Consider the following 20558-nt stretch of genomic DNA (forward strand, 5'->3'; position numbering starts at 1 on the left):
CTCGATCACATCGCCGTGGCCCCGCGATATGGCGTCGTGCGGGCGGGGTGGTCTGCTATGCTTTCGCTGGTTTTCTAGACAACACTTCGCGATTTGATGCGCCAACGATTGCTTGTCGCCGGGCTGGTTGTGCTGTGCCTGGCAGCGTCCGCACTGGCGCTCTACACCATGCGACTGGACGTGGAGTTGCGTGCGCGCTTCGACGGCGTGCGTTGGGCGCTTCCGGCCCAGATCTACGCGGCTCCGCTGGAACTCTACGCGGGCAAACGTTTGACGCCGCAGGATGTCGTGCACGAGTTGCGGCGTCTGGGCTACCGAAGCCGCGCCGACGCGCAACGCGCCGGTACCTACGCCGTGGTCGGCGACCGCATCCGTATCGCCTCCAGAGGATTCCAGTTCTGGGATGGGGCGGAGCCCGAACGATTGGTGGACATCAGCTTCGGTGACGGCGGCATCCGCGCGATCCAGACTGCTGCGGGTGGATCCGTGCCGATCATGCGGCTGGACCCCATGCTCATCGGCAGCATCTTCCCCAAGCACGGAGAAGATCGGGTGTTGGTCCGGCTGGATGATGTGCCGCCGCTGTTGGTGCAAACCCTGATTGCGGTCGAGGACGGTGACTTCTACCGCCATTACGGCATCGATTGGAGCGGCATCGCCCGCGCAGCATGGGCCAACCTGCAGGCCGGCGGTGTGGTGCAGGGCGGGAGCACGATCACCCAGCAGCTCATCAAGAATTTTTTCCTCAGCAGCGAGCGCACCTGGGTGCGCAAGGCCAAAGAAGCCCTAATGGCCATTCTGTTGGAGATCCACTACAGCAAGGACGAGATTTTCGAGGCCTATTTGAACGAGGTGTACCTCGGTCAGGATGGGCCGCGTGCAGTTCATGGCTTTGGCCTCGCCAGCGGCTTTTATTTTGGCAAGCCGCTAGGAGAGCTGCTGCCTGAGGAAATCGCGCTGATGGTGGGTCTGGTCAAGGGCCCTTCGTACTACAACCCGCGTCGGAACCCCGAGCGTTCGCTGGCCCGGCGCAATCTGGTCCTCGACCGCATGGCCGCTGATGGTTTGATTTCGGCCGAGGAGTCCGAGGCTGCCAAGGCAGCCGGTCTGGGGGTGCGGCCACGTGGCGACCGTGGAACCTCACAGTATCCCGCTTACGTTGATCTGGTGCGTCGCCAGCTCCAGGCGCAGTACCGCGAAGAAGACCTGACGAGCGAGGGGCTGCGCATCTTCACGGCCTTTGACCCGCGGGTGCAGGCTGCGGCAGAGCGGGCCGTGCTTGCCGGGCTGGATGCCATCGAGCAGGGGCGGGGGATCGAATCCGGTTCGCTGGAGGCGGCCGCGGTCGTGACCTCGGTGGAAACAGGCGAGATTCTGGCGCTGGTGGGTGGTCGCCAGGCCGGGTATGCCGGTTTCAACCGCGCCCTGGACGCCAAGCGTCCGATCGGGTCTCTGGCCAAGCCGTTGGTTTATTTAGCCGCTTTATCGCACCCGGCGTCGTACCGCCTGACCACGCTGCTGCCCGACGCGCCGGTGCGACTGGACATGCCCAACGGCAGTGTCTGGATGCCTGAGAATTACGACCGGGAGCTACACGGCGACGTCCCGCTGTTCGAGGCCTTGTCCAAGAGCTACAACCTCGCCACCGTGCAGCTGGCGCTGCAAGTGGGCATGGAGGATGTGGCGCGTCAGTACGTGTTGCTGGGGGATGATCACAAGCCCGCCCCCCTGCCGTCGCTGGCGCTGGGTGCGGTGGAACGGTCCCCCCTGGAGGTCGCCCAGCTGTACAACTCGCTGGGCGCCGGCGGGTTCGTCACACCGCTGCAGGCGATTCGAGACGTACAGGACCGGGACGGTCAGCCGCTGGAGCGGTTCGCACGGCGTCTGCGTGGCGGGCCGGATGTCGATGCCGTAGGGCTCGTGCAGTGGGCAATGAATCGGGTGATGATTGATGGCACGGCGCGCAGCGCCCAGCGGTACCTACGGTCCACGACGCTGGCCGGCAAGACCGGTACCACGGATGAATTAAGGGATAGCTGGTTTGCCGGCTTTGGTGGGGATGTCCAGGCCACGGTCTGGGTGGGGCGTGATGACAACAAGCCGGCGCAACTCACCGGCGCATCAGGCGCCCTGCAGCTGTGGTCGCGGATGATGGCGGCACTGGACCCGCGGCCGGTGGACTTGTTTGCCACGGGCCAAGCCGAACCGATCTGGGTGGTGCCGCAACAGGATGCCCTGGCCGACACACAATGTGAGGATCGGCTGCTGGTACCGTATCTACCGGGTTCGGCCCCCGACACCTGGGCCAGTTGTGCGGCTGCGGCCGAGCCGGATACCGGATTTTGGGAGCGATTGTTCGGACCATGAAGTCTTTTTATCTCGTCGGCCTGCTGACTTGTTTGCTCAGCGCCTGCGGCAGCCTGCGCCAACAAGGCCAGCGCGAGCCCGTCTGGCCGTATCCGGAGCCACCGGTTGTTGAAGACAGCCGGTCAGAGCGTGAACCGCAGCGGCAGAGCCCGCCCTGGACGCGCCCGAGCGAACCGGAGCCCTCGCCGGAAATCAACGACTGGCCTGAAGCGACCCCGATTCCAGAGCCTTCGGCTCCTGAATTTTCTGGCCCCCGAAACCTACGGGATGTCGCCGGCCCGGCGGCAATTGCGCTCGCAGATCAGGCTGCCACGCAACGCGCACAGGGAGATTTGCAGGGCGCAGCCGCGCAGTTGGAGCGTGCACTGCGCATCGAACCCCGGAATCCGTTTCTCTGGTTGTTGCTGGGGCAGATTCACCTCGAGCAGTCCGATACGGAGCAGGCCCGGCAGATGGCCCGTCGAGCGCGCTCCCTGGCGTCGGGCAATCCCTACGTCACAGGTCCGGCGTGGCGCATCGCTGAAGCGGCCTGGCGGGCTGAGGGCCATACCGATCAGGCCGATCAGGCTGCCCGGTCAGCGGAGCAGGCGGAGCGATCCCAGACGTGACCGGCCCGGCACGACCCCAGCGGCAGGGCGGGCTCACGTGAGTGATGTGACACGGGCCTTCGATTCCAACGGCCCGCTGGCTCAGGCATTTCCGGGCTACCAGCCGCGGGATCAGCAGACCGCCATGGCCGAGTCCGTGGCTCGCGCCATCGAAACACGCGTCCCGCTGGTGGTCGAAGCCGCGACCGGAACCGGGAAAACGCTGGCGTATCTGGTGCCGGCGCTGCTCAGCGGCCAGCGCACGCTGATCTCGACCGGGACCAAAGCCCTGCAAGATCAGCTTTTCGAACGCGATCTTCCCGCAGCACGGGACGCGCTGGCGCTGGGCGGACGTATCGCGCGACTGAAGGGGCGATCCAATTATCTGTGTCTGTACCGTATGGAACAGGCGCTGGATGACGGCAGTCTGTCCGCCTTTGTTCGCCGTGATGTCCAGCGCGTGCGGCGCTGGGCCGGGCGGACGCGCGACGGTGATCTGGCCGGGGTCGAAGGGCTGAATGATGATTCGCCGGCCCGGGTGCATGTGTCTTCAACAGCGGATAACTGCTTGGGCCAGCGATGTCCCCGCTACGACGACTGCTGGGTGATGGATGCCCGGCGTAAAGCGCAGGCGGCCGATGTGGTGGTGGTGAATCACCACCTGCTGTTTGCCGACCTGGCGCTGAAAGACACCGGGTTTGCCGAGCTGCTACCAGGCGCCGATATCGTCATTGTGGACGAGGCCCATCAGATTCCCGATGTCGCCGGGCAGTTTTTCGGTTATGCCTTATCAGCCCGCCAGTTACGTGAGCTGGTGGGCGATGCTCAGCGCGAGGCCGAGGAGGTTGGGGCCGGCGCGACGGACTTCATTGACGCACTGCATGCCTTATCGGATCAGGTGGATCAGCTATACCGTGAGCTACCTCGTATTGGAGGGCGGCAGGCCTGGGATGCCGTTTTTGACGGTGTGGCCGCACAAACCGCCCTGCGTGAGCTGGACGAGGCACTGGTGGCCGTACAGTCCCAGTTGCGTCTGGTTGAAGAGGCCAGTGATGGACTGACCACCTGTGCCCAGCGTTGCGATGTGTTGGTCACCCGCCTGCACGCCATCAGCGGGGATCAGGAGCCGGACCACGTGCGCTGGGCTGAGGTCAGCCGTAGCAACTTCGCGCTGCGTTGTACGCCACTGGTCATCGCAGACCGCTTCCAGGCCAGTCGTGAGCGCGAGCCGGCTGCCTGGGTGTTCTCCTCCGCAACGCTGGCAGTCGATGGACGTTTTGACCATTTCAAGCGGGAGATCGGCGCCGATACGGCCGCCGAGGCCGCGTTTGACAGCCCCTTTGATTTCGCAAAGCAGGCCAGGCTTTACCTGCCTGCCATGCCAGACCCCCGATCGCCGGACTATCGCGCGGCCGTTGCCGACGCTGCCGTCGAATTGATTGAAGCCAGCGCCGGCGGCGCATTCTTGCTCTGCACCAGCCACGCCGCAGTTCGCGAATACGGAGAGTGGTTGGCGCAGCGCTCGAACCTCACCGTGCTACAGCAAGGTCAGGGCCCAAAGAATCGACTGCTTGAGCAGTTCCGTGACGATGGCAATGCCGTGCTCGTCGGCACCCAGTCGTTCTGGGAGGGTGTGGATGTGCCCGGCCGGGCGCTGCGACTGGTCATGATCGACCGTCTACCGTTCATGTCGCCGAGTGATCCGCTGCTAAAAGCGCGGGTGGAGTGGCTCAAATCGCAAGGTCTGGAACCCTTTCGGGACTATCAAATCCCGCATGCGGCCATGACCCTCAAACAAGGGGCGGGGCGGCTCATCCGCGGCGCGAGTGATCGCGGTGTGCTGGTGATCTTTGACGCGCGCATTCATCGCACAGGCTATGGGCGGTCGTTTCTCAACAGCCTGCCCCCGTTTCCCGTCGAGCGGGAGCGCGCACCCATCCTCGCGTTTCTTCGAGAGGTTTCGGCATGAACCTGCTGGCCATTGATACCTCCACCGAAGCGTGTTCGGCCGCGGCGCTGATCGACGGTGCGTGGGCCGAGCGCGCCGAGACCATCGGCCGTGGGCATACCGACCGGCTCATGCCCATGGTCCAGGACGTCCTGTCTGATTTGCGGGCGTCGGTCTCCGATCTTGAGCTGATCGTTGTCGGGCGTGGCCCCGGGGCCTTCACGGGCATCCGCATCGGTGTGGCCTGCGCGCAGGGCTTGGCCCAGGGGCTGGCCTGTCCGGTGGCCCCCGTGTCGAGCTTGGCTGCGATGGCTTGGCAGGCGGGTCGAGACCAGGCCCCTTGCGATGTGGCGGTGGCGATCGACGCACGGGCGGGGGGTGTTTATTTCGCCTGTTACCGAGTGCAATGCGATGCGCTGCCTGAACAACGGGTCGCCGAGCGCGTCTGTGCGCCGGAAGCGGTGCCGGCCCTGAATTCCGAGCGGGTTCGAACGGCCGGAACGGGCTGGGGCCGGCATCCAGAGCTGTTACGCAGCGCCGTGGGCTGCCCGCTACAGGACAGTGGGGTCCAGCTGCCTACGGCGCGGGCCATGGCCGAGCTTGCTTTGCTCGGCAGCCCGACGGTGGCCCCGGCGGAATTGGAGCCGACTTACCTGCGCGATCAGGTCGTCCATCAGACAAGAACGACAGAACGTTAATCACACCACGGGAGACGCCCATGCTCTATGCCCTCGGAGACGACCAGCCGGAACTGATCGGAGATGGTCACTACATCGCGGACAACGCCACTGTCATCGGCCGCGTGCGTCTGCACGAGCAAAGCAGCGTCTGGTTTAACGCGGTCATACGCGGGGACTGTGATCTCATCACGGTGGGCGCGCGCTCGAACATTCAGGACGCTGCCGTGTTGCACACCGATAGTGGCATCCCGTTAACCGTGGGCGAGGACGTGACGGTGGGCCATCAGGTCATGCTGCACGGATGCACCATCGGCGATGGCTCACTGATTGGCATTAATTCTGTGATTCTCAACGGTGCCGTCATCGGCAAGCACTGCATCATCGGCGCCAACGCATTGATTCCGGAAGGCAAGCAGATTCCGGATTACTCACTGGTCATGGGTTCGCCGGGCAAGGTCGTGCGCGAATTGGACGAGAAAACGGCCAAGATGCTCAAGGCATCCGCCACGCACTACGTGCAGAATGCCGCGCGCTTTGCCCGAGACCTCAAGCCGCTGACCTAGCCACCCAGGTCGACCAGGCCCTTGGGCGTTGCCAGTTCGATCAGCCGGCACTGAGCGTGGGGCAGGGTTTCAGGCCAGTCCGTCACGTCCAGGGCGCAGCGCATCCAGCTACAGGTTGGCAGCGGCGGTAGCTCGATGGGCACAAGCGCGGCGGCAAGCTCGCTGATCCCCTCGTTGTGCCCCACAACCCAGAGGTCGTCGCCGCGGCCATGGTGATGAATCATCGACCAGATCGTCTGCGGTGGCGCCAGGTACAACGCGGCCTGGTAGTCAATCTGATCCGCCGGCAGACCGAGTTGAAGCAGCAGTCCTCTTGCCGTGGTGGCGGCGCGGACGGCCGGGCTCGATAGCACCTGGTCTGGCATCGGGTGGCGGGCCGACCAGCGCGCCGCCATGGCGGGCAGATCGCGCCGGCCGCGTGCATTGAGCGTGCGGTCGAAATCTGGGAGCCCGGGTTCGTTCCAGTCGGATTTGCCGTGCCGAATGAGGGTTAGAGTCTTCATGAGCGCACGTAGACGTCGTAGCGAACGCGGTTGGATTTGAGGATGAACGAAGGCTTCCGGTCCAGCAGTGTCGGCGCCTTTGGTGATCGCTTGATGACGACGCGTCTGCCGGTGTGTTCCCATGCCAGCTGGGCCAGCTCCCGCGCATCAGGGTCACCGTCGGTGAGATGTCGCAGTGCTTCCATGGGCGCCTTGGCCAGGGCTTTCTGCCCGGGTGGGGCATACATGGGATCGAGGTAGATCACGTCGAAGGGCGGCTGGGTCTGCTGCATTAATGCGCGACTGTCACCGGCGGAGACCGTCATGCGGGCCGCGACCGCGCAGATTGCGGGATCGTCCAGGGCCTGGGCATGGGCGGCCACCAGCGCATCGGCCAGTGGTGGCAGTCGCTCGCTGAGCATGACCTTGGCCCCCAGTGCGGCCAGCACAAACGCATCACGCCCGTAGCCGGCCGTCGCATCGAGAATCCGCAGCGAGTCGATGCGCCCCAGACCACAGGCGCGCGCAAGCGGCTGACGACGGCCACCGCGAATGCGGCGGCGCATCTCATCGCCTGTCCAGCGTACGGGGGCGATGCTTAGCGTCTGATCCACTGAGGCGGCCATAAAAAAGCACGCGAAGGCGAGTGCCTTCGCGTGCCGTTGCGACCCGAGGGGATTAGTTGCCGAGCTGACTGGCGTCGAACATCGACGACAGCTTCTGCGCCAGCATCAGATCACCTTCCAGCTGCAGCTTGCCGGTCATGAACGCGGTCATGCCGTTGAGTTCGCCGGTCATCAGTGCGATGAAATCGTCATCGTCCAGCGTCAGCGTGACATCAGCATTGTCGCTGACACCGTCGTGCACGGTGAGGGTGCCGTTGTCGATCACGCAATACTTGGGCGCGCTGACCTTGTACTGCACGGTCGCGGACAGATCTCCGGCTTCTTCGCCATTGAATGCCGCCGGCATGTTCTTGAACACCGTCTCCATATCCATCGCTTGGTCTCCTGGTTGCCATCCGTGGATGGCCGAAAAAAGTTGAGGCTGCATGCTACCTGCGGGCTTGTCATGGTGGCAACGCGACGATGACAAGGGGGTATAGTGACGCGCTAGGCACAGACCCAAAATGTCGATGCGAATGAAACAACTCCTTGAGCAGTGGCAAAGCGATGCGGCTGCTCCGCGAGCTGCGAAAGTCTATGAGATCCGCCTGCCGCTGTTCGATGCAGCCAAGATTGCGGCGCTGAGTGAATTATTCCCCGGCCGAAGCGAAGAGCAGATACTGACCGATTTGTTATCTGCGGCGCTCGACCAGATCGAGGCCGAGTTTCCCTACGAGCGAGGGCCGGTGGCGGAGGTCGACGAGGAGGGTGACCCGATCTACGCCGATGCGGGCCTGACCCCGCGTTATCGCGCGCTGATCGACCAGCATGTGGAACGGCTCAAGAACAGTGACTCTGAAGGTGGCGGTGGCTGACGCGGCCATCCGACCCGTGCCCGACCCACTGGTGCGCGTACGCCGCGCGTTGGCCTCGACCAGCGCCATGCCACCGCGTCCGGTGACGCGGCTGGACCTGCCGCTGGGCATCGATCGCATTCTCGGTCCTCATTGGCAGAAATCCTTGCGCCCGGCCGCCGTGCTGGTCGGCATTCTTGATCGCAGCGATGGCCCCCATGTGCTGCTGACCCAGCGGTCAGAGCGGTTGCGGGACCACGCCGGGCAGATCAGCTTTCCGGGTGGCCGTATCGAGGACGGGGATGCCACGACGGCGCATGCGGCCTTGCGTGAAGCCGATGAGGAAATCGGGCTGAACCCGCAGGCCTCGGAGGTCATTGGCTACCTGGACGATTACCCGACCGTGACGCGGTTTTGCGTGACGCCCGTGGTCGCGCAGGTCGACGGCACGGCCAGCTATGAACCCGATGGGGTGGAGGTGGACGCCGTGTTCGAAGTCCCGCTGATCCATGTGCTGGATTTGTCCAGATACCGCCGCAAGTCGGTGGGGCGCATGGGCGTCGAGATTCCCTACTACGAGCTCATGTGGCAGGACTGGCGCATCTGGGGCGCCACCGCCGGCATGTTGCATAACCTGGCCACTCGCGTCGCCGAATCCCATGCTTGACCCATTGGCGCGCGCCGCCCAATTGCAGCACCGCGCGGCTGCCAAAGGCTTTGACTGGCCCGATGCCGAGGGTGTGTGGGACAAGGTGCGCGAGGAACTCGATGAGCTGGCCGCCGCTGGGGACGCGAGCCACCGCAGTGAAGAGCTGGGTGACCTGCTGTTTGCCGTCGTCAATCTGGCGCGGCATCTGAAAATCGAGCCCACCGAGGCCCTGTTGGCCGCCAACGCGAAGTTCGAGCGTCGCTTCGCCCATGTCGAACAGGTGATGGCGGAGGCCGGCCGGCCGATGAACGCCGAACATCTGGACGAAATGGATGCGGCCTGGGAGGCCGCCAAGCAGTTGGAGCGATCAGCCGGCTAGGACGGCCTACGTGCCCTGATCGGCGAGGCCCTATCCCGCAAGTCGACGGATGGCGCCTGCCTGGACCGGAGGCGGCCTGGCTGGGCGCGGCTCCGGCACGAAGCAGACGGTCTTTGGACCGGGGCTGAGGTGGTCGCCCGGTTATGAAACTGGGGCGGTGTCTGCCTAGCGCGAACCTCGTTCGTCATAGAGTTTTCGTCCGGGCTGCACGCGATCACGCGCCTCGGAGCGAGCCAGGGCTTTGCGCTCGACCTGGAGATGCGCATAGGCATTCTCGGGTTGAGCTTCATAGGGCACGCCGTTGATGTAGACCACGCCCGTGCCCTGCATCCAATCCGTTGCCCACAGGTAGTAGAGGTCCCCGGGCCGGCCCGGGTCGCCGACGACATGCACGCCATCGTTACGTGAACTGAAATACAGGTACGAGCCCGGCTCGAAACTCACGGCAACCCAGTCGTTACCCACGCCCACGGCAATGCCCGGGGTGCCGGCCTCGATCAGAATCTCATCGACCACCCGCGCGTTGCGCTCCAGCAGAATGCCCCGTCCGATGCTGCGATTGCCGGACTCGACAATCCGGCGCAGGTGGATGTCATCGGAGACGTAGTACTGCAGCGCGCGCAGCTCGCGGTCGCTGAGCTGATAGCCGTCTCGCAGATACTCGCCAAATGCCAGCCGGTTCACCCCGGATGTGCTGGCGCAGGCCGTCAGGCCGATGGTGACCGCGAGCAGAATGAACGACGCGCAACGCATGAAACCCCCAGAGGGCACTGTCCCCGAATGTGCGGGAAGAATAACAGCGTCCGCCTTGCTTGCCTTCTTCCTGGCAGGCTGCTTGAATCCTCGGCACATCGGATGTGTCACGACCGTCGGGGGCGATCCGCCTCGCAGTGGTTGCGCCGATCAAATGGCGGTTTGAAGAAGTCGGCGCACGTGCGCGTTCACGAATGAGAGGAGTCACCATGCGGGCATTGCTATCTGGAATCGGGCTGACCGGCTATTTTTTGCTGTGCTTGGCCCTGTTCCTGGTCTGGGCGCCGCGGTTTTTCTATCTCAATTTGCCGACCGCCCCGGAGTTCACGCTGGAGTACGTCACCGTCAGCGGTTTGGCGTTCGCCGTGTTCCTGATCTCCGTCATTGCCGCGCAGGCCGTCATGCCGAAGTTCTCCGCATGGTTGGTCCTGCAGGTTGTCATTGTTGGTCTGAGTTTCTGGTTCTGTCTCTACGCCTTTGACTTCCCGCCTCAGGCCGAATTGTTCGCATTCATCCATGTGGTGACCTGCGGGCTGTTCCTATTCATGAACCTGCGTAGCTACCACCGTCTGTCCAAGGACGAAGACGACTGACCGGCTCAGCCGCAGCGTCTTAGCCCACCTCGTAAGGATTGCTCGTGCCCACCATCGAACGCAGTCGTGATGACTATCGCTACTGGTATCCCATTCAGATTCGTTGGGGCGATATGGATGCGCTGGGGCATGTGAACAATGCGCGCTATTTCACCTTTTCCGAGTCTGCGCGGCTGGCGTATCGGGATGACAATTTCCCGCGTCAGGCGTTGCCCGATTCGCAGGATTTAATCCTGGCGCGCACAAGCTGCGATTTTGTCGAGCAGTTGAAGTACCCCGATGACTTGGACGCCGGCTGTCGTATCGCAAAGCTCGGGCGTAGCAGCCTGGTGTTTGAGGTCGGGATGTTTCGCCGGAATTCCGAGCGCCTGGTGGCCGTGACCGAGGCGGTGACCGTCTGGTTTGACTACGCCGCGCAGCAGACCACTGCCATTCCTGATGTGCTGCGCGACGCGTTATTGGCCTACGAGCCGGGGCTTGGGGCGTAGCGAAGCTGCACCGGAGCCGCCGGGTCTCAGATTCGAAGCGCGGACAGCTCCCGACAGGTGGCGCCGTGCGCCCAATAGGTTTCGAATTGGCTGAGCAGCTCCGCCGTCCGGCCAGGGTCGTCCGGCCTGTGGACTGCGGCATCATCGCCTGCGTTGGGTCGCAGCAAAAAGGCTGACCGGTCGGCCAGAATCCACTCCTCACGCAGGGAGTCCGCAGGTGCTGTCGCGGCGCGTATGCTGACCCGGCTTGGGATCAGCCGGGCCAGTTCCACCAGCCGATGCGCGCCATCGGCCAGCACGCGCTGGGGTTCGCGGACCAGAATCCGGACCCGGTTACGTGCGTGGCCGAGCGCCAGGGCGCGTAGCAGGTCGTGCAGACCTACGGTGCCGTAGCGCCGGGGTTCCAGCACCGACGAAAAGATCGCCAGTTCATGCTGTGCCTGGGCGGCGATGTGCAGGATGCCGCCTGTCAGGTCCAGCGGTGGCGCCGTGTCGTTCACTGCCGGTCGCTCCTTACCGCGTCGCTCCGAGCGCCGCTAGCACGCCAGGGCCTGTTCCGCAGCGTTACCGATGTACGAGGCAGGCGTCATGGCGAGCAGGCGTGCCTTGACAGCCTGCGGCAGTGCCAGACCTTCGATGAACTCGGCCATCCGTGCCTGATCGACCCGCTGGCCGCGAGTCAGCTGCTTGAGCTGTTCGTAAGGCTTCTCAATGCCGTGTCGACGCATGACGGTCTGGATGGCCTCGCCGAGCACCTCCCAGTTGCCGTCGAGATCAGCGCCCATGGCTGCGGGGTTGGCCTCGAGTTTGCCAATGCCACGATTCAGCGACTGCAGCGAGATCATTACATGGCCCAGACCCACACCCAGATTGCGCAGGGTGGTGGAATCGGAGAGGTCGCGCTGCCAGCGCGAGATGGGCAGCTTTTCTGCCAGATGCGTCATGACCGAGTTCGCCACGCCCAGGTTGCCTTCCGCATTTTCGAAGTCGATGGGGTTGACCTTATGCGGCATGGTTGAAGAGCCGACTTCGGTCTCGACCATGCGTTGCTTGAAATAGCCCAGCGCGATGTAGCCCCAGATATCGCGGGCGAAGTCAATCAGGATGGTGTTGGCCCGAGCAACGGCATTGAAGTACTCGGCAATGTAATCATGCGGTTCGATCTGCGTGGTGGCGGGTGCCGGCGCAATGTCCAGCTCGGCCAGCACGGAGGCCGACAGCTTCGGCCAGTCCACCTCGGGGTAGGCCGCCATGTGTGCGTTGAAGTTGCCAACGGCTCCGTTGATCTTGCCCTGGATCACGACGGCGGCCAGCGTGTCGCGCTGACGGCGCAGGCGATGGACGAATACCGCGATTTCCTTGCCCAGCGTGGTCGGTGAGGCCGGTTGGCCATGGGTGCGCGACAGCATGGGCTGGTGTGCCAGGGTATGGGCCATTTCGCGCAGACGTTCGATGAGTGCATCGAACTGCGGTAGCAGAAAGCGCGAGCGCGCATCGTTGAGCATTTGCGCGTGGGCCAGGTTGTTGATGTCTTCGGACGTGCAAGCGAAGTGCAGAAACTCCGAAACTGCGGCCAGTTCGGGCTTCGGCGCGAAGCGCTCCTTGAGGAAGTACTCGATCGCTTTGACATCGTGATTGGTCGTGTCTTCGATGGTCTTAACGCGTTGCGCGGCCTGCAGATCAAAGCCAGCGTCAATTTCATCCAGCGCGGCATTGGCTTCTTCGGAGAACGCAGGCACCTCTTCGATCTCCGGGTGGGCGGCCAGTGCGCGCAGCCACGCGATCTCCACCCGCATCCGGTATCGCATCAATCCGTACTCGGAGAAGATCTCGCGGAGGTCCCAGGTCTTGTCAGCGTAGCGGCCATCAATCGGGGACAGTGCGGACAGCGATGTGAGCTTCATGCGGCGTGCGGGGGCGGAAAATGGCCGCGTATTCTAACTCCACTCGTCAGGAACCGTTTTGCAGCGCTTTCGTCACCCGGGAGCAAGCGTTTACTGTGGACTCGACGCATCCACCGCCTTGGGCCGGGCGGACACAGCGGCGCGTGTCCATGGAGCCATCCGTCGAACAACGGATGATGCCCGGCTACAGGCTGAAGAAACGAGGGACGCCGCTCATGACGGGTACACGAATCGAACGCGACAGCCTGGGTGAACTCAAGGTTCCCAAAGACGCCCTATGGGGGGCTCAAACGCAGCGAGCTGTCGAAAACTTTCCGATTAGCCATCGCCGGATGCCGCGGTTGATGATCCGGTCACTGGGCCTGATCAAGGCCGCTGCTGCACGGGCCAATGCGCAGCTCGGGTTGCTGGACCAGGTCCAGGCACAGGCCATCGTCGTCGCGGCCGAGCAAGTGGCCAGCGGACAGGTGGATGAGCAGTTCCCGGTGGACATCTTCCAGACGGGTTCGGGCACGTCCAGCAACATGAACGCTAACGAGGTCATTGCCAGTCTGTGCGCGCAGCGGGGTGTCCAAGTGCATCCGAACGATCACGTCAACATGAGCCAATCCTCCAATGACGTGATCCCCACGGCCATTCACCTGGCCTGTGCGCTGGGCTGTTCCGAGCAGCTCATGCCGGGCGTGCGGCGGCTGATCGACACCATTGAGGCGCGTGCCGAAGAACTCGATGAGGTGGCCAAGACCGGACGGACCCATTTGATGGACGCCATGCCGGTGACGTTTGGTCAGGAACTCCGCGCGTGGTCCTCGCAGCTGGACGCTGGGTTGGATCGCCTGGTCGATGCCCGAAAGCGACTGCATGCGCTGCCGCAGGGGGGGACGGCCGTGGGTTCGGGAATCAACGCCCATCATGAATTCGGCTCCCTGTTCGCCGAGCATGTGTCGGCGCTGTCGGGTTTGACGTTCTCGCGGGCGCTCGATCATTTTGCGGCTCAGGCCGCACTCGATACGCTAGTCGAAACGTCCAGCCATCTCCGTACGCTGGCGATCACCTACACCAAAATCGCGAACGATTTGCGCTGGATGAACTCCGGCCCGCTGGCAGGCCTGGGAGAGATCGAATTGCCGACGCTGCAACCGGGTTCATCCATCATGCCGGGCAAGGTTAATCCGGTGGTCCCGGAGGCCGTCGCGATGGTGGCCGCGCAGGTCATAGGCAATGACGCGACCGTGGCCGCGGCCGGGCAGTCGGGCAATTTTCAGCTCAATGTCATGCTGCCGGTGGTGGCCAGCAATCTGGTGGAGTCCATCGAGATTCTGGCGGGCGCGGCCCGTGTGCTGGCTGACAAGGCGATTAGCGGTTTTTCGGTGCGCGAGGACCAGGTGGCTGCCGCGTTGTCGCGCAATCCCATTTTGGTCACCGCACTGAACCGCGAGATTGGCTATGACCTGGGTTCCAAAATTGCCAAGGAAGCCTATCGCAGCGGCCGACCGGTGATTGAGGTGGCGCAGGAATTAACCGATTTGAGCGAGGCGCGCCTGCGCGAGCTGCTGGATCCCATGACCCTGACCCGGGGCGGTCTGCCCGGCGCCTGATTCACGCGCATAAAAAACGCCGCGACCAGATGGTCGCGGCGCTGGTTTTTCAGCTGGCAAGCCTCGGCTCAATTAGCGGGTCAGGGACACCGACTCCGGCTTGGTAACGGCGATTTGCGCATCGGCCGCCGCGTTGAGTGTGCCGGACAGGCTCAGAATGTTGTCGTAGCGCAGGACCACGTCGTTCGATTTCTCGGCAACGAAGATGGCCGCGCCGTCAAAGGCCACGTCCACGGGGTTCCCGAGCTGGGTCTGGTCGCCCATGATCTGGACGGTGACGTTGACGTTGCCACTAGCGCTAGACGCGTTGTCGATGACGAAGATCTGGCCGTCCTCGGCGCTGGCCGCATCACCCACATCGGTCAGGATCAGCTGGTCCGACTCGGCCACATGCACGATGCCGTGCAGGTTCACCGAGATTTGCGCCCCCCCGGAGGCCGGCAGAATCGTCCGGCTGACCATGGCTCCGGCGTCGCCGCGGGCACTGGCGGCGAAGTCGTCATAGACCAGAACGGCACCATCGGTGGCGGCGACGAATAGTCGGTCGTTAGCCGGGTCGTAGTCCAGGTCCCAAATGGAGGCGCTGCCTACATCGGTGACGGTGAACACGGGCGCAGAATCGCCATCCGCCTCCAGGCCATAGGCGCTGATGGCCGGGGTGCCGTTGTCGGCGACCAGCATCAGACCCAGCGACTGCACGAGCTCGATTCCTTTCGGGGCGTTCAGCTCGCTGGTGGCGCCCGCGACCAGTCGGTCGGTACTGGGAACATCCGCAGCGGTGCCCGCGCGTGCGCCCACACGGTTGGCCACCAGGACGCCCGTATTGGCAGCGCCAGCCGAGCCATTGTCATAGGTCACGTAGGCATGGCCCCGGGTGTCGACTGCAATGCTTTCGAGCTGGCGTGCCGGGGTGCCCAGCATGCCGCCGGCGCTGGCGTCCAGCGCGCCGATCTCAGCCGACAAATCGGTTTCCAGCAAAAGGATCTGGCCCGTATCTCCGGTGCCGCCGGGGAAGGGGCTCTCCGGGGGTGTCGGATTGGTCGAGACAACGACGGCCGTCACGCTGTCGGGGGCATTGATGTCAGAGCTGTCCGCCGGCAGGTTCTCGCTGCGCATCAGCAGCGCCACGGATTCCGGCTTGGTCTGACCCCGCACGTACGAGGGTGGAACATTGCCGTTTGCCGACGTCACGTCATTGAAAGTCAGCACCAGGTCATTGGCTTTTTCAGCCACAATCGCGGTGCGGCCGGTCAGCACGAGGTCGACAGGGTTACCCAGCCGGGTGCGGCTGCCGACAATGCGGGCATCCGCGGTAATGCCTCCATCGACGCTGCCGTCATCCGTGAGCGTAAAGATCTGGCCATCATCGGCCACCGAGGCATCACCCACGTCGGTGACGACGAGCTGGCTGCCCACCTTGGCCAAGCCGTGGAAGTTGACCGACAGCTGTGTGCCTTCGCCATCAATCGGAAAAATGCTGCGGTCCGGCCCGGCCGTCGGATCGCTGGCAAACTCGTCGAAGATGGCGACGGTGCCGTCGACCAACGCGGCATACAGACGGTCGGACTCGGCGTCGTAGGTGACGTCCCAGGGGGCTGCGGCGGTGGTGATGGCAGCCAGTTCGACGGCGCCGTCACCGGCTGTTGTCGAAAACAGTTTGATGTCGCCGGCGGCATTGTCAGCAACCACAACGCGGCCGATGGCGTCGATGACCACGATGCCCTTGCCGGCAAACCCACCGGTCAGGCCGCCCGCGCCATCCAGTTGGCGGTCGAAGCCCGCGGTGTAGGCGCTGCCATCAGCGCGCGATGCAAAGTTTGCAAACACACGCAGCCCGGTAAACGTCGCGTTATCGCCTGCCTGAAACAGCGTGCCGGTGCTGTCAAAGGCGATGCCCTCGTTGGAGCCGGACGTGAAGCTGCCGGATCGCGAATTCAGATTCGGCGCAAAGACATCAACGGTGCCTTCGGAATCAGCCACATTATTGGCAACGACCACCGACACATTGGGCGGCTGCTGGCCATCATCGGAGTCGCTGCAGCCCGCGGCCAGCAAGGCCAGCGAGCCAGCGACTAAACATTTGGGGAGAATAGGGGTCTTCATAGGTGCCTCCATGCGGGGGTTGGATGCGACTGGGAATCATTTCCCATTCAAACAAATTGACCAACGGGTCTCAACAAAACGAGCTAGACCTGTTGATTCCTTGGGGAGTAGAGAATGTTCAATAGCTTTCGTCCGATGATGGCAATCGGAGGCATCATCGCGTTCGCTGCGCTGGGTTTTGCGTTGGTGTTGCAGTACGCGTTTGGTTTGGAACCCTGCCCGATGTGTGTGTTCCAGCGTGTGGCGATGATCGCCGTGGGGCTGATCATGCTGGCGGCCGCCCTCCATGGGCCGTCCAGCCGGCTCGGGCAGGGGATTTATGCGGGGCTGGCCGCCCTGGCCGCGGGTTCGGGCATCGCCATCGCGGGCCGTCACGTCTGGCTACAGAACTTGCCGGAGGATCAGGTCCCGGCCTGTGGTCCGTCGCTGGACTACATGATGGATGTCATGCCGGCCTGGGATGTGATCCGCACCGTGCTGTCCGGTGACGGCAACTGCGCGATTATTGATGCCAGTTTTCTAGGGGTTTCACTGCCGGGTTGGACACTGCTGGGCTTCGTTGCGTTGGCGATCTGGGGCATCATCGCAGCCTGTCTTCCCATTCGTAGTACAGGAACCGCGCCATGAGCCACCCCGTTACTGATCTTTGCGACGCCCATAGCGACAAGATTCAGGTCGCAGAACCGATGTTTGCCGATTTTGGCGGCGAGATGGCGTTCTCTGGTCGCATTCATACGCTCAAGTGCTTCGAGGACAACAGCTTCGTCCGTAGCGAACTGGAGCAGCCGGGTGAGGGGCGCGTTTTGGTGGTCGACGGCGGTGGGTCCATGCGCTGCGCATTGCTGGGCGGAAATCTTGCCAAGCTGGCTGAAGACAACCACTGGGCCGGCGTGGTCGTTTACGGTTGCGTGCGCGATGTCGAGGAGATTGAGGCCTGTGCCGTCGGTGTGAAGGCCCTGGCGGCGCATCCGCTCAAAAGCCGCAAGCAGAACATCGGTGAACTGGGCCTGTCGGTCCGGTTCGCGGGCGTCGAGTTTCGAGAGGGTGATTATCTCTATGCAGACGCCGACGGCATGATCACCGCGACGCAGGCGCTAGAACTCTAGTCAATTCAATCGCTTGGGTTGCGGTCTTTAGTGGTGGTTGATTGCTGCGCTGCGGCATTCGCGGGTGCTCGGTATACTTTTCGGATCGCTCGCCCCTCCACGCTGGCCGCGTTGTTGTGCCGGACATGGCCCCCCTGTCTGCAACCAGGTCACTGAAGACGACATGACGGAAACGGTTACGACGGTTGGTAATGCCGACATTCTCGGACGGCTCGAACCCGGGTTTGAGCGCGTCCTGACGGAGGAGGCCGTCGCGTTTACCAGTCGTCTGGTCCGTCAGTTCAGGCCGACGCTGCAAGCCTGCTTGTCGACCCGTGCTGCCAAACAGGCACTGTTCGACCGGGGAGTGCGACCCGACTTTCTGCCCGATACCCAGCACATTCGCGATGGGCGCTGGACGATTCGCGGCGTGCCGGCCGATCTGCAGGATCGACGCGTCGAGATCACCGGTCCGGTGGAGCGCAAGACGGTGATTAATGCGCTGAATGCGCCGGTGCAGTGCTACATGGCTGATTTCGAGGACAGCCTGGCGCCCACATGGCAGGCAGTGATCCAGGGGCAGGTCAATCTCATGGATGCCGTGGCCGGCACCATCGAATTTCATGACACCGGCACCGGTAAGCACTACGCGCTGATTGACAAGCCGGCGACGCTAATCGTCCGACCCCGTGGCTGGCATTTGCTCGAAAAACACATCCTGGTGGATGGTGCACCGGCGCCTGCGGCCATCGTCGATTTCGCGCTGTACTTTTTTCACAACGCGCGGACGCTGATCAATCGTGGTTCGGGGCCTTATTTCTACCTGCCCAAGCTCGAATCCCACCTGGAGGCGCGGCTGTGGAATGACCTGTTCATTGCCGCCCAGGACGTGCTGGGCATTAACCGCGGCAGCATCAAGGCCACGGTGCTCATCGAGACGCTGCCCGCTGCATTCGAGATGGACGAAATCCTCTACGAGCTGCGCGATCATGTGGTTGGTCTCAACTGCGGGCGCTGGGATTACATCTTCAGCATGATCAAGACCTTGAAGCTGCAGCCTGGGCGGGTCATGGCAGATCGTTTCGCGGTGGACATGACGCAGCACTGCATGGATAGCTACTCCAAGCTGCTCTGCCAGACCTGTCATAAACGAGGTGCGCTGGCCCTGGGTGGGATGTCGCCCTTGATTCCCGTAAAGAATGACCCGGCGGCCAACGAGAAGGCCTTCGGGCGTGTCCGCGCGGACAAGCAGCGCGAACTGGACAACGGCCATGACGGCGCCTGGGTGGCGCATCCTGGATTGGCCCCCGTGGTTCGTGAGGTGTTTGATGCGGGCTTAGACTCGGCCAACCAGCTTGCGCGTCCGCTCGACTGGGTGGTGTCCGCCGATGACTTGTTGTGCCAGCCCGAGGGGCCGATCACCGAGGCGGGTCTACGGAACAACGTCAGCGTGGCCATCCAGTACATCGAGGCCTGGATGACCGGCCGCGGCTGCGTACCGCTGTACAACCTGATGGAAGATGCCGCTACGGCTGAAATTTCGAGAGCCCAGGTCTGGCAGTGGATCCACCACCCCGAGGGGCGCTTGGACGATGGCCGCGAGGTCACGATCGAGCTCTTCGAGCAGGTGCTGGCTGAAGAGATGGACATCATCCGCATGGAGGTGGGCGACGAACGCTTCGCATCGGGCCGATTTTCCGAAGCCCGGGATCTGCTGTTCCAGCTCTGTGTGGCCGAGGAATTGGAAAACTTTCTGACCGTGCCGGCCTACGAACGGCTGGCATAGGCAGGCGGTTGCCGCCCCGACTGGATGGCCGCGACTAGTCGAGCTCGCTGGCGACCTTGGCGATGAGCCCCCGCAGCCACTGATGCGCCGGGTTGTGTTGCAACAATGAACTCCACGCCATCTTCAGCTCGGTCTCGGGGATTTCGAACGGCGGGGGCAGGATCAACACATCGGGGTTGTCCTGCTGGAGCTTGGCTGACTTGCTGGGCAGGGTAATCACCAGGTCATCCATCTCGGCCAGCTGCATCGCCGCTTGATAATGGCGGGTGTAGACGCGAATCTTGCGGCGCTTGCCCAGGCGGGCGAGGGCATCATCCACCCAGCCGAGCTGCTGCATGGTTCCGGGCTCGACGCCCACGCCAATGCCCATACCGGTCTTGCTCACCCAGACATGGCTGGCTTCCAGGTAGCTCTCCAGGTCGAAATGGTCGCGAATCGGGTTGTCCCGGCTGATCATGCAGGAGAAGCTGTCTCGCCAGATCGTCTGATGGTGAAACGACTGCGGTACTTCATCGAAGCGGTTGATGACCAGGTCCACCTTGCCGCCCTCCACATCGCTGTAGCTCACATCGCTAGGCGTCAGGATGTCGAGGGTGATGTTGGGTGCCGTGTTGTGCATGGCCCGCAGCAGCGGGGGGAGCAGCGTGCATTCGCTGTAGTCACTCACCGACAGCCGGAAGACGCGACGTGCGGTGGCCGGGTCGAAGCCCTTGTCCGGTTCGACGGCCAACTCCACATCGGCCACGATTTTCCTGACCAGTGGTTGCAGGGCACGGGCGCGCTCGGTTGGGGCCATGCCGTCTTTGGTTCGGATCAGCAGGGGGTCATTGAACAGTTCCCGCAGACGTCGCAGGCCGTTGCTCATCGCAGGCTGGCTGATGCCCATGCTCTCTGCTGCCTGGGTCACGCTGCAGGTTTGCAGCAAGACATCCAGATAAACCAACAGATTCAGGTCGATATGCTTGAGGTTCATGCGGGTCTGCCGAAGCACTGACTCGGCCGTCCGGTGGCATCGCCGGGACGGCTGCCTGTGGGCGCTTCATGCATTCATTGTGTGAATAGTGAGAATAATAGCCATTTATTAGAATTATTATCCGAGGGCCGCTAGAATGCGCCCGCATTACAGGAGCCCGG

Annotated in this window: 22 protein-coding genes; 14 read left to right on the plus strand and 8 right to left on the minus strand. The window is 63.2% G+C overall.

The window, feature by feature from the left end; genetic code table 11:
* Nucleotides 1-96 precede the first annotated feature (96 nt).
* From mrcB to DEH80_RS02670, 5 genes are read left to right on the plus strand one after another with little or no spacing between them, the layout of a single operon-like run.
* Nucleotides 97-2367: a penicillin-binding protein 1B gene (gene mrcB, locus DEH80_RS02650; RefSeq protein ID WP_109718913.1), complete on the plus strand. Its 2271-nt coding sequence runs from the start codon at nucleotides 97-99 to the stop codon at nucleotides 2365-2367.
* Nucleotides 2364-2975, plus strand: coding sequence for a tetratricopeptide repeat protein (locus tag DEH80_RS02655; RefSeq protein ID WP_109718914.1), 612 nt, complete (start codon nucleotides 2364-2366; stop codon nucleotides 2973-2975). The genes mrcB and DEH80_RS02655 overlap by 4 nt, the downstream gene beginning before the upstream one ends.
* Before the next feature lie 37 nt (nucleotides 2976-3012).
* Complete coding sequence (gene yoaA, locus DEH80_RS02660) at nucleotides 3013-4923, plus strand: DNA repair helicase YoaA (protein ID WP_207774419.1); 1911 nt, start codon at nucleotides 3013-3015, stop codon at nucleotides 4921-4923.
* Nucleotides 4920-5600, plus strand: coding sequence for a tRNA (adenosine(37)-N6)-threonylcarbamoyltransferase complex dimerization subunit type 1 TsaB (tsaB, locus tag DEH80_RS02665; RefSeq protein WP_109718915.1), 681 nt, complete (start codon nucleotides 4920-4922; stop codon nucleotides 5598-5600). Before yoaA ends, tsaB begins: the two co-directional genes overlap by 4 nt.
* A gap of 20 nt (nucleotides 5601-5620) precedes the next feature.
* The gene (locus DEH80_RS02670; RefSeq protein WP_109718916.1) at nucleotides 5621-6145 is read left to right on the plus strand and encodes a gamma carbonic anhydrase family protein; all 525 of its coding nucleotides are present in this window, start codon (nucleotides 5621-5623) and stop codon (nucleotides 6143-6145) included.
* On the opposite strand, the gene DEH80_RS02675 is transcribed toward DEH80_RS02670, so the two are convergent.
* From DEH80_RS02675 to DEH80_RS02685, 3 genes are all read right to left on the minus strand, one after another.
* A complete protein-coding gene (locus tag DEH80_RS02675) occupies nucleotides 6142-6648 on the minus strand; it encodes a SixA phosphatase family protein (protein ID WP_109718917.1) in 507 nt (168 codons plus the stop codon). The two genes, DEH80_RS02670 and DEH80_RS02675, sit on opposite strands and share 4 nt — an antisense overlap.
* Complete coding sequence (locus tag DEH80_RS02680) at nucleotides 6645-7193, minus strand: class I SAM-dependent methyltransferase (protein WP_165831253.1); 549 nt, start codon at nucleotides 7191-7193, stop codon at nucleotides 6645-6647. Before DEH80_RS02680 ends, DEH80_RS02675 begins: the two co-directional genes overlap by 4 nt.
* A gap of 112 nt (nucleotides 7194-7305) precedes the next feature.
* Complete coding sequence (locus tag DEH80_RS02685) at nucleotides 7306-7626, minus strand: SCP2 sterol-binding domain-containing protein (RefSeq protein WP_109718919.1); 321 nt, start codon at nucleotides 7624-7626, stop codon at nucleotides 7306-7308.
* A gap of 142 nt (nucleotides 7627-7768) precedes the next feature.
* On the opposite strand from DEH80_RS02685, the gene DEH80_RS02690 reads away from it, so the two are divergent.
* The 3 genes from DEH80_RS02690 to DEH80_RS02700 are packed head-to-tail and all read left to right on the plus strand — an operon-like array spanning nucleotide 7769 to nucleotide 9114.
* Nucleotides 7769-8107, plus strand: a complete 339-nt coding sequence (locus DEH80_RS02690) for a type 1 pili tip component (RefSeq protein WP_243412737.1) — start codon at nucleotides 7769-7771, stop codon at nucleotides 8105-8107.
* Nucleotides 8082-8753 (plus strand): CoA pyrophosphatase, encoded by a 672-nt coding sequence (locus tag DEH80_RS02695; protein WP_165831254.1) that lies wholly within the window; start codon nucleotides 8082-8084, stop codon nucleotides 8751-8753. The genes DEH80_RS02690 and DEH80_RS02695 overlap by 26 nt, the downstream gene beginning before the upstream one ends.
* Entirely contained in the window at nucleotides 8746-9114 is a 369-nt protein-coding gene (locus tag DEH80_RS02700; RefSeq protein WP_109718922.1) for a MazG nucleotide pyrophosphohydrolase domain-containing protein, read from the plus strand. The genes DEH80_RS02695 and DEH80_RS02700 overlap by 8 nt, the downstream gene beginning before the upstream one ends.
* 165 nt (nucleotides 9115-9279) lie before the next feature.
* Here the strand turns inward: DEH80_RS02700 and DEH80_RS02705 are convergent, their stop codons facing one another.
* Nucleotides 9280-9867: a hypothetical protein gene (locus tag DEH80_RS02705; protein WP_109718923.1), complete on the minus strand. Its 588-nt coding sequence runs from the start codon at nucleotides 9865-9867 to the stop codon at nucleotides 9280-9282.
* A 209-nt stretch (nucleotides 9868-10076) separates the two neighbouring features.
* Between DEH80_RS02705 and DEH80_RS02710 the strand changes: the two genes are divergently transcribed.
* Entirely contained in the window at nucleotides 10077-10460 is a 384-nt protein-coding gene (locus DEH80_RS02710) for a hypothetical protein (protein WP_109718924.1), read from the plus strand.
* Between the two features lie 44 nt (nucleotides 10461-10504).
* A complete protein-coding gene (locus DEH80_RS02715; RefSeq protein ID WP_109718925.1) occupies nucleotides 10505-10948 on the plus strand; it encodes an acyl-CoA thioesterase in 444 nt (147 codons plus the stop codon).
* A gap of 26 nt (nucleotides 10949-10974) precedes the next feature.
* On the opposite strand, the gene DEH80_RS02720 is transcribed toward DEH80_RS02715, so the two are convergent.
* Both DEH80_RS02720 and purB read right to left on the minus strand, forming a co-directional pair.
* On the minus strand, nucleotides 10975-11448 hold the full coding sequence (locus DEH80_RS02720) for a DUF7931 domain-containing protein (RefSeq protein ID WP_109718926.1): 474 nt from the start codon (nucleotides 11446-11448) through the stop codon (nucleotides 10975-10977).
* Nucleotides 11449-11484: 36 nt separating this feature from the next.
* A complete protein-coding gene (gene purB, locus DEH80_RS02725) occupies nucleotides 11485-12852 on the minus strand; it encodes an adenylosuccinate lyase (RefSeq protein ID WP_109718927.1) in 1368 nt (455 codons plus the stop codon).
* A 215-nt stretch (nucleotides 12853-13067) separates the two neighbouring features.
* Between purB and DEH80_RS02730 the strand changes: the two genes are divergently transcribed.
* Nucleotides 13068-14450 (plus strand): class II fumarate hydratase, encoded by a 1383-nt coding sequence (locus tag DEH80_RS02730; protein ID WP_109719029.1) that lies wholly within the window; start codon nucleotides 13068-13070, stop codon nucleotides 14448-14450.
* 72 nt (nucleotides 14451-14522) lie between these two features.
* Here the strand turns inward: DEH80_RS02730 and DEH80_RS02735 are convergent, their stop codons facing one another.
* Nucleotides 14523-16553 (minus strand): hypothetical protein, encoded by a 2031-nt coding sequence (locus DEH80_RS02735; protein ID WP_133249090.1) that lies wholly within the window; start codon nucleotides 16551-16553, stop codon nucleotides 14523-14525.
* A gap of 114 nt (nucleotides 16554-16667) precedes the next feature.
* Here DEH80_RS02735 and DEH80_RS02740 point away from each other — a divergent pair, with 114 nt between their 5' ends.
* From DEH80_RS02740 to aceB, 3 genes are all read left to right on the plus strand, one after another.
* Nucleotides 16668-17180 (plus strand): disulfide bond formation protein B, encoded by a 513-nt coding sequence (locus DEH80_RS02740; RefSeq protein ID WP_109718929.1) that lies wholly within the window; start codon nucleotides 16668-16670, stop codon nucleotides 17178-17180.
* Complete coding sequence (gene rraA, locus DEH80_RS02745; RefSeq protein ID WP_109718930.1) at nucleotides 17177-17659, plus strand: ribonuclease E activity regulator RraA; 483 nt, start codon at nucleotides 17177-17179, stop codon at nucleotides 17657-17659. The genes DEH80_RS02740 and rraA overlap by 4 nt, the downstream gene beginning before the upstream one ends.
* 163 nt (nucleotides 17660-17822) lie before the next feature.
* On the plus strand, nucleotides 17823-19424 hold the full coding sequence (gene aceB / locus DEH80_RS02750; RefSeq protein WP_109718931.1) for a malate synthase A: 1602 nt from the start codon (nucleotides 17823-17825) through the stop codon (nucleotides 19422-19424).
* 34 nt (nucleotides 19425-19458) lie between these two features.
* Here aceB and DEH80_RS02755 read toward each other — a convergent pair whose 3' ends face one another.
* Nucleotides 19459-20397 (minus strand): LysR family transcriptional regulator, encoded by a 939-nt coding sequence (locus DEH80_RS02755; protein ID WP_109718932.1) that lies wholly within the window; start codon nucleotides 20395-20397, stop codon nucleotides 19459-19461.
* Between the last annotated feature and the right edge of the window lie 161 nt (nucleotides 20398-20558).

The organism is Abyssibacter profundi, assembly GCF_003151135.1.
Taxonomy (GTDB): domain Bacteria; phylum Pseudomonadota; class Gammaproteobacteria; order Nevskiales; family OUC007; genus Abyssibacter; species Abyssibacter profundi.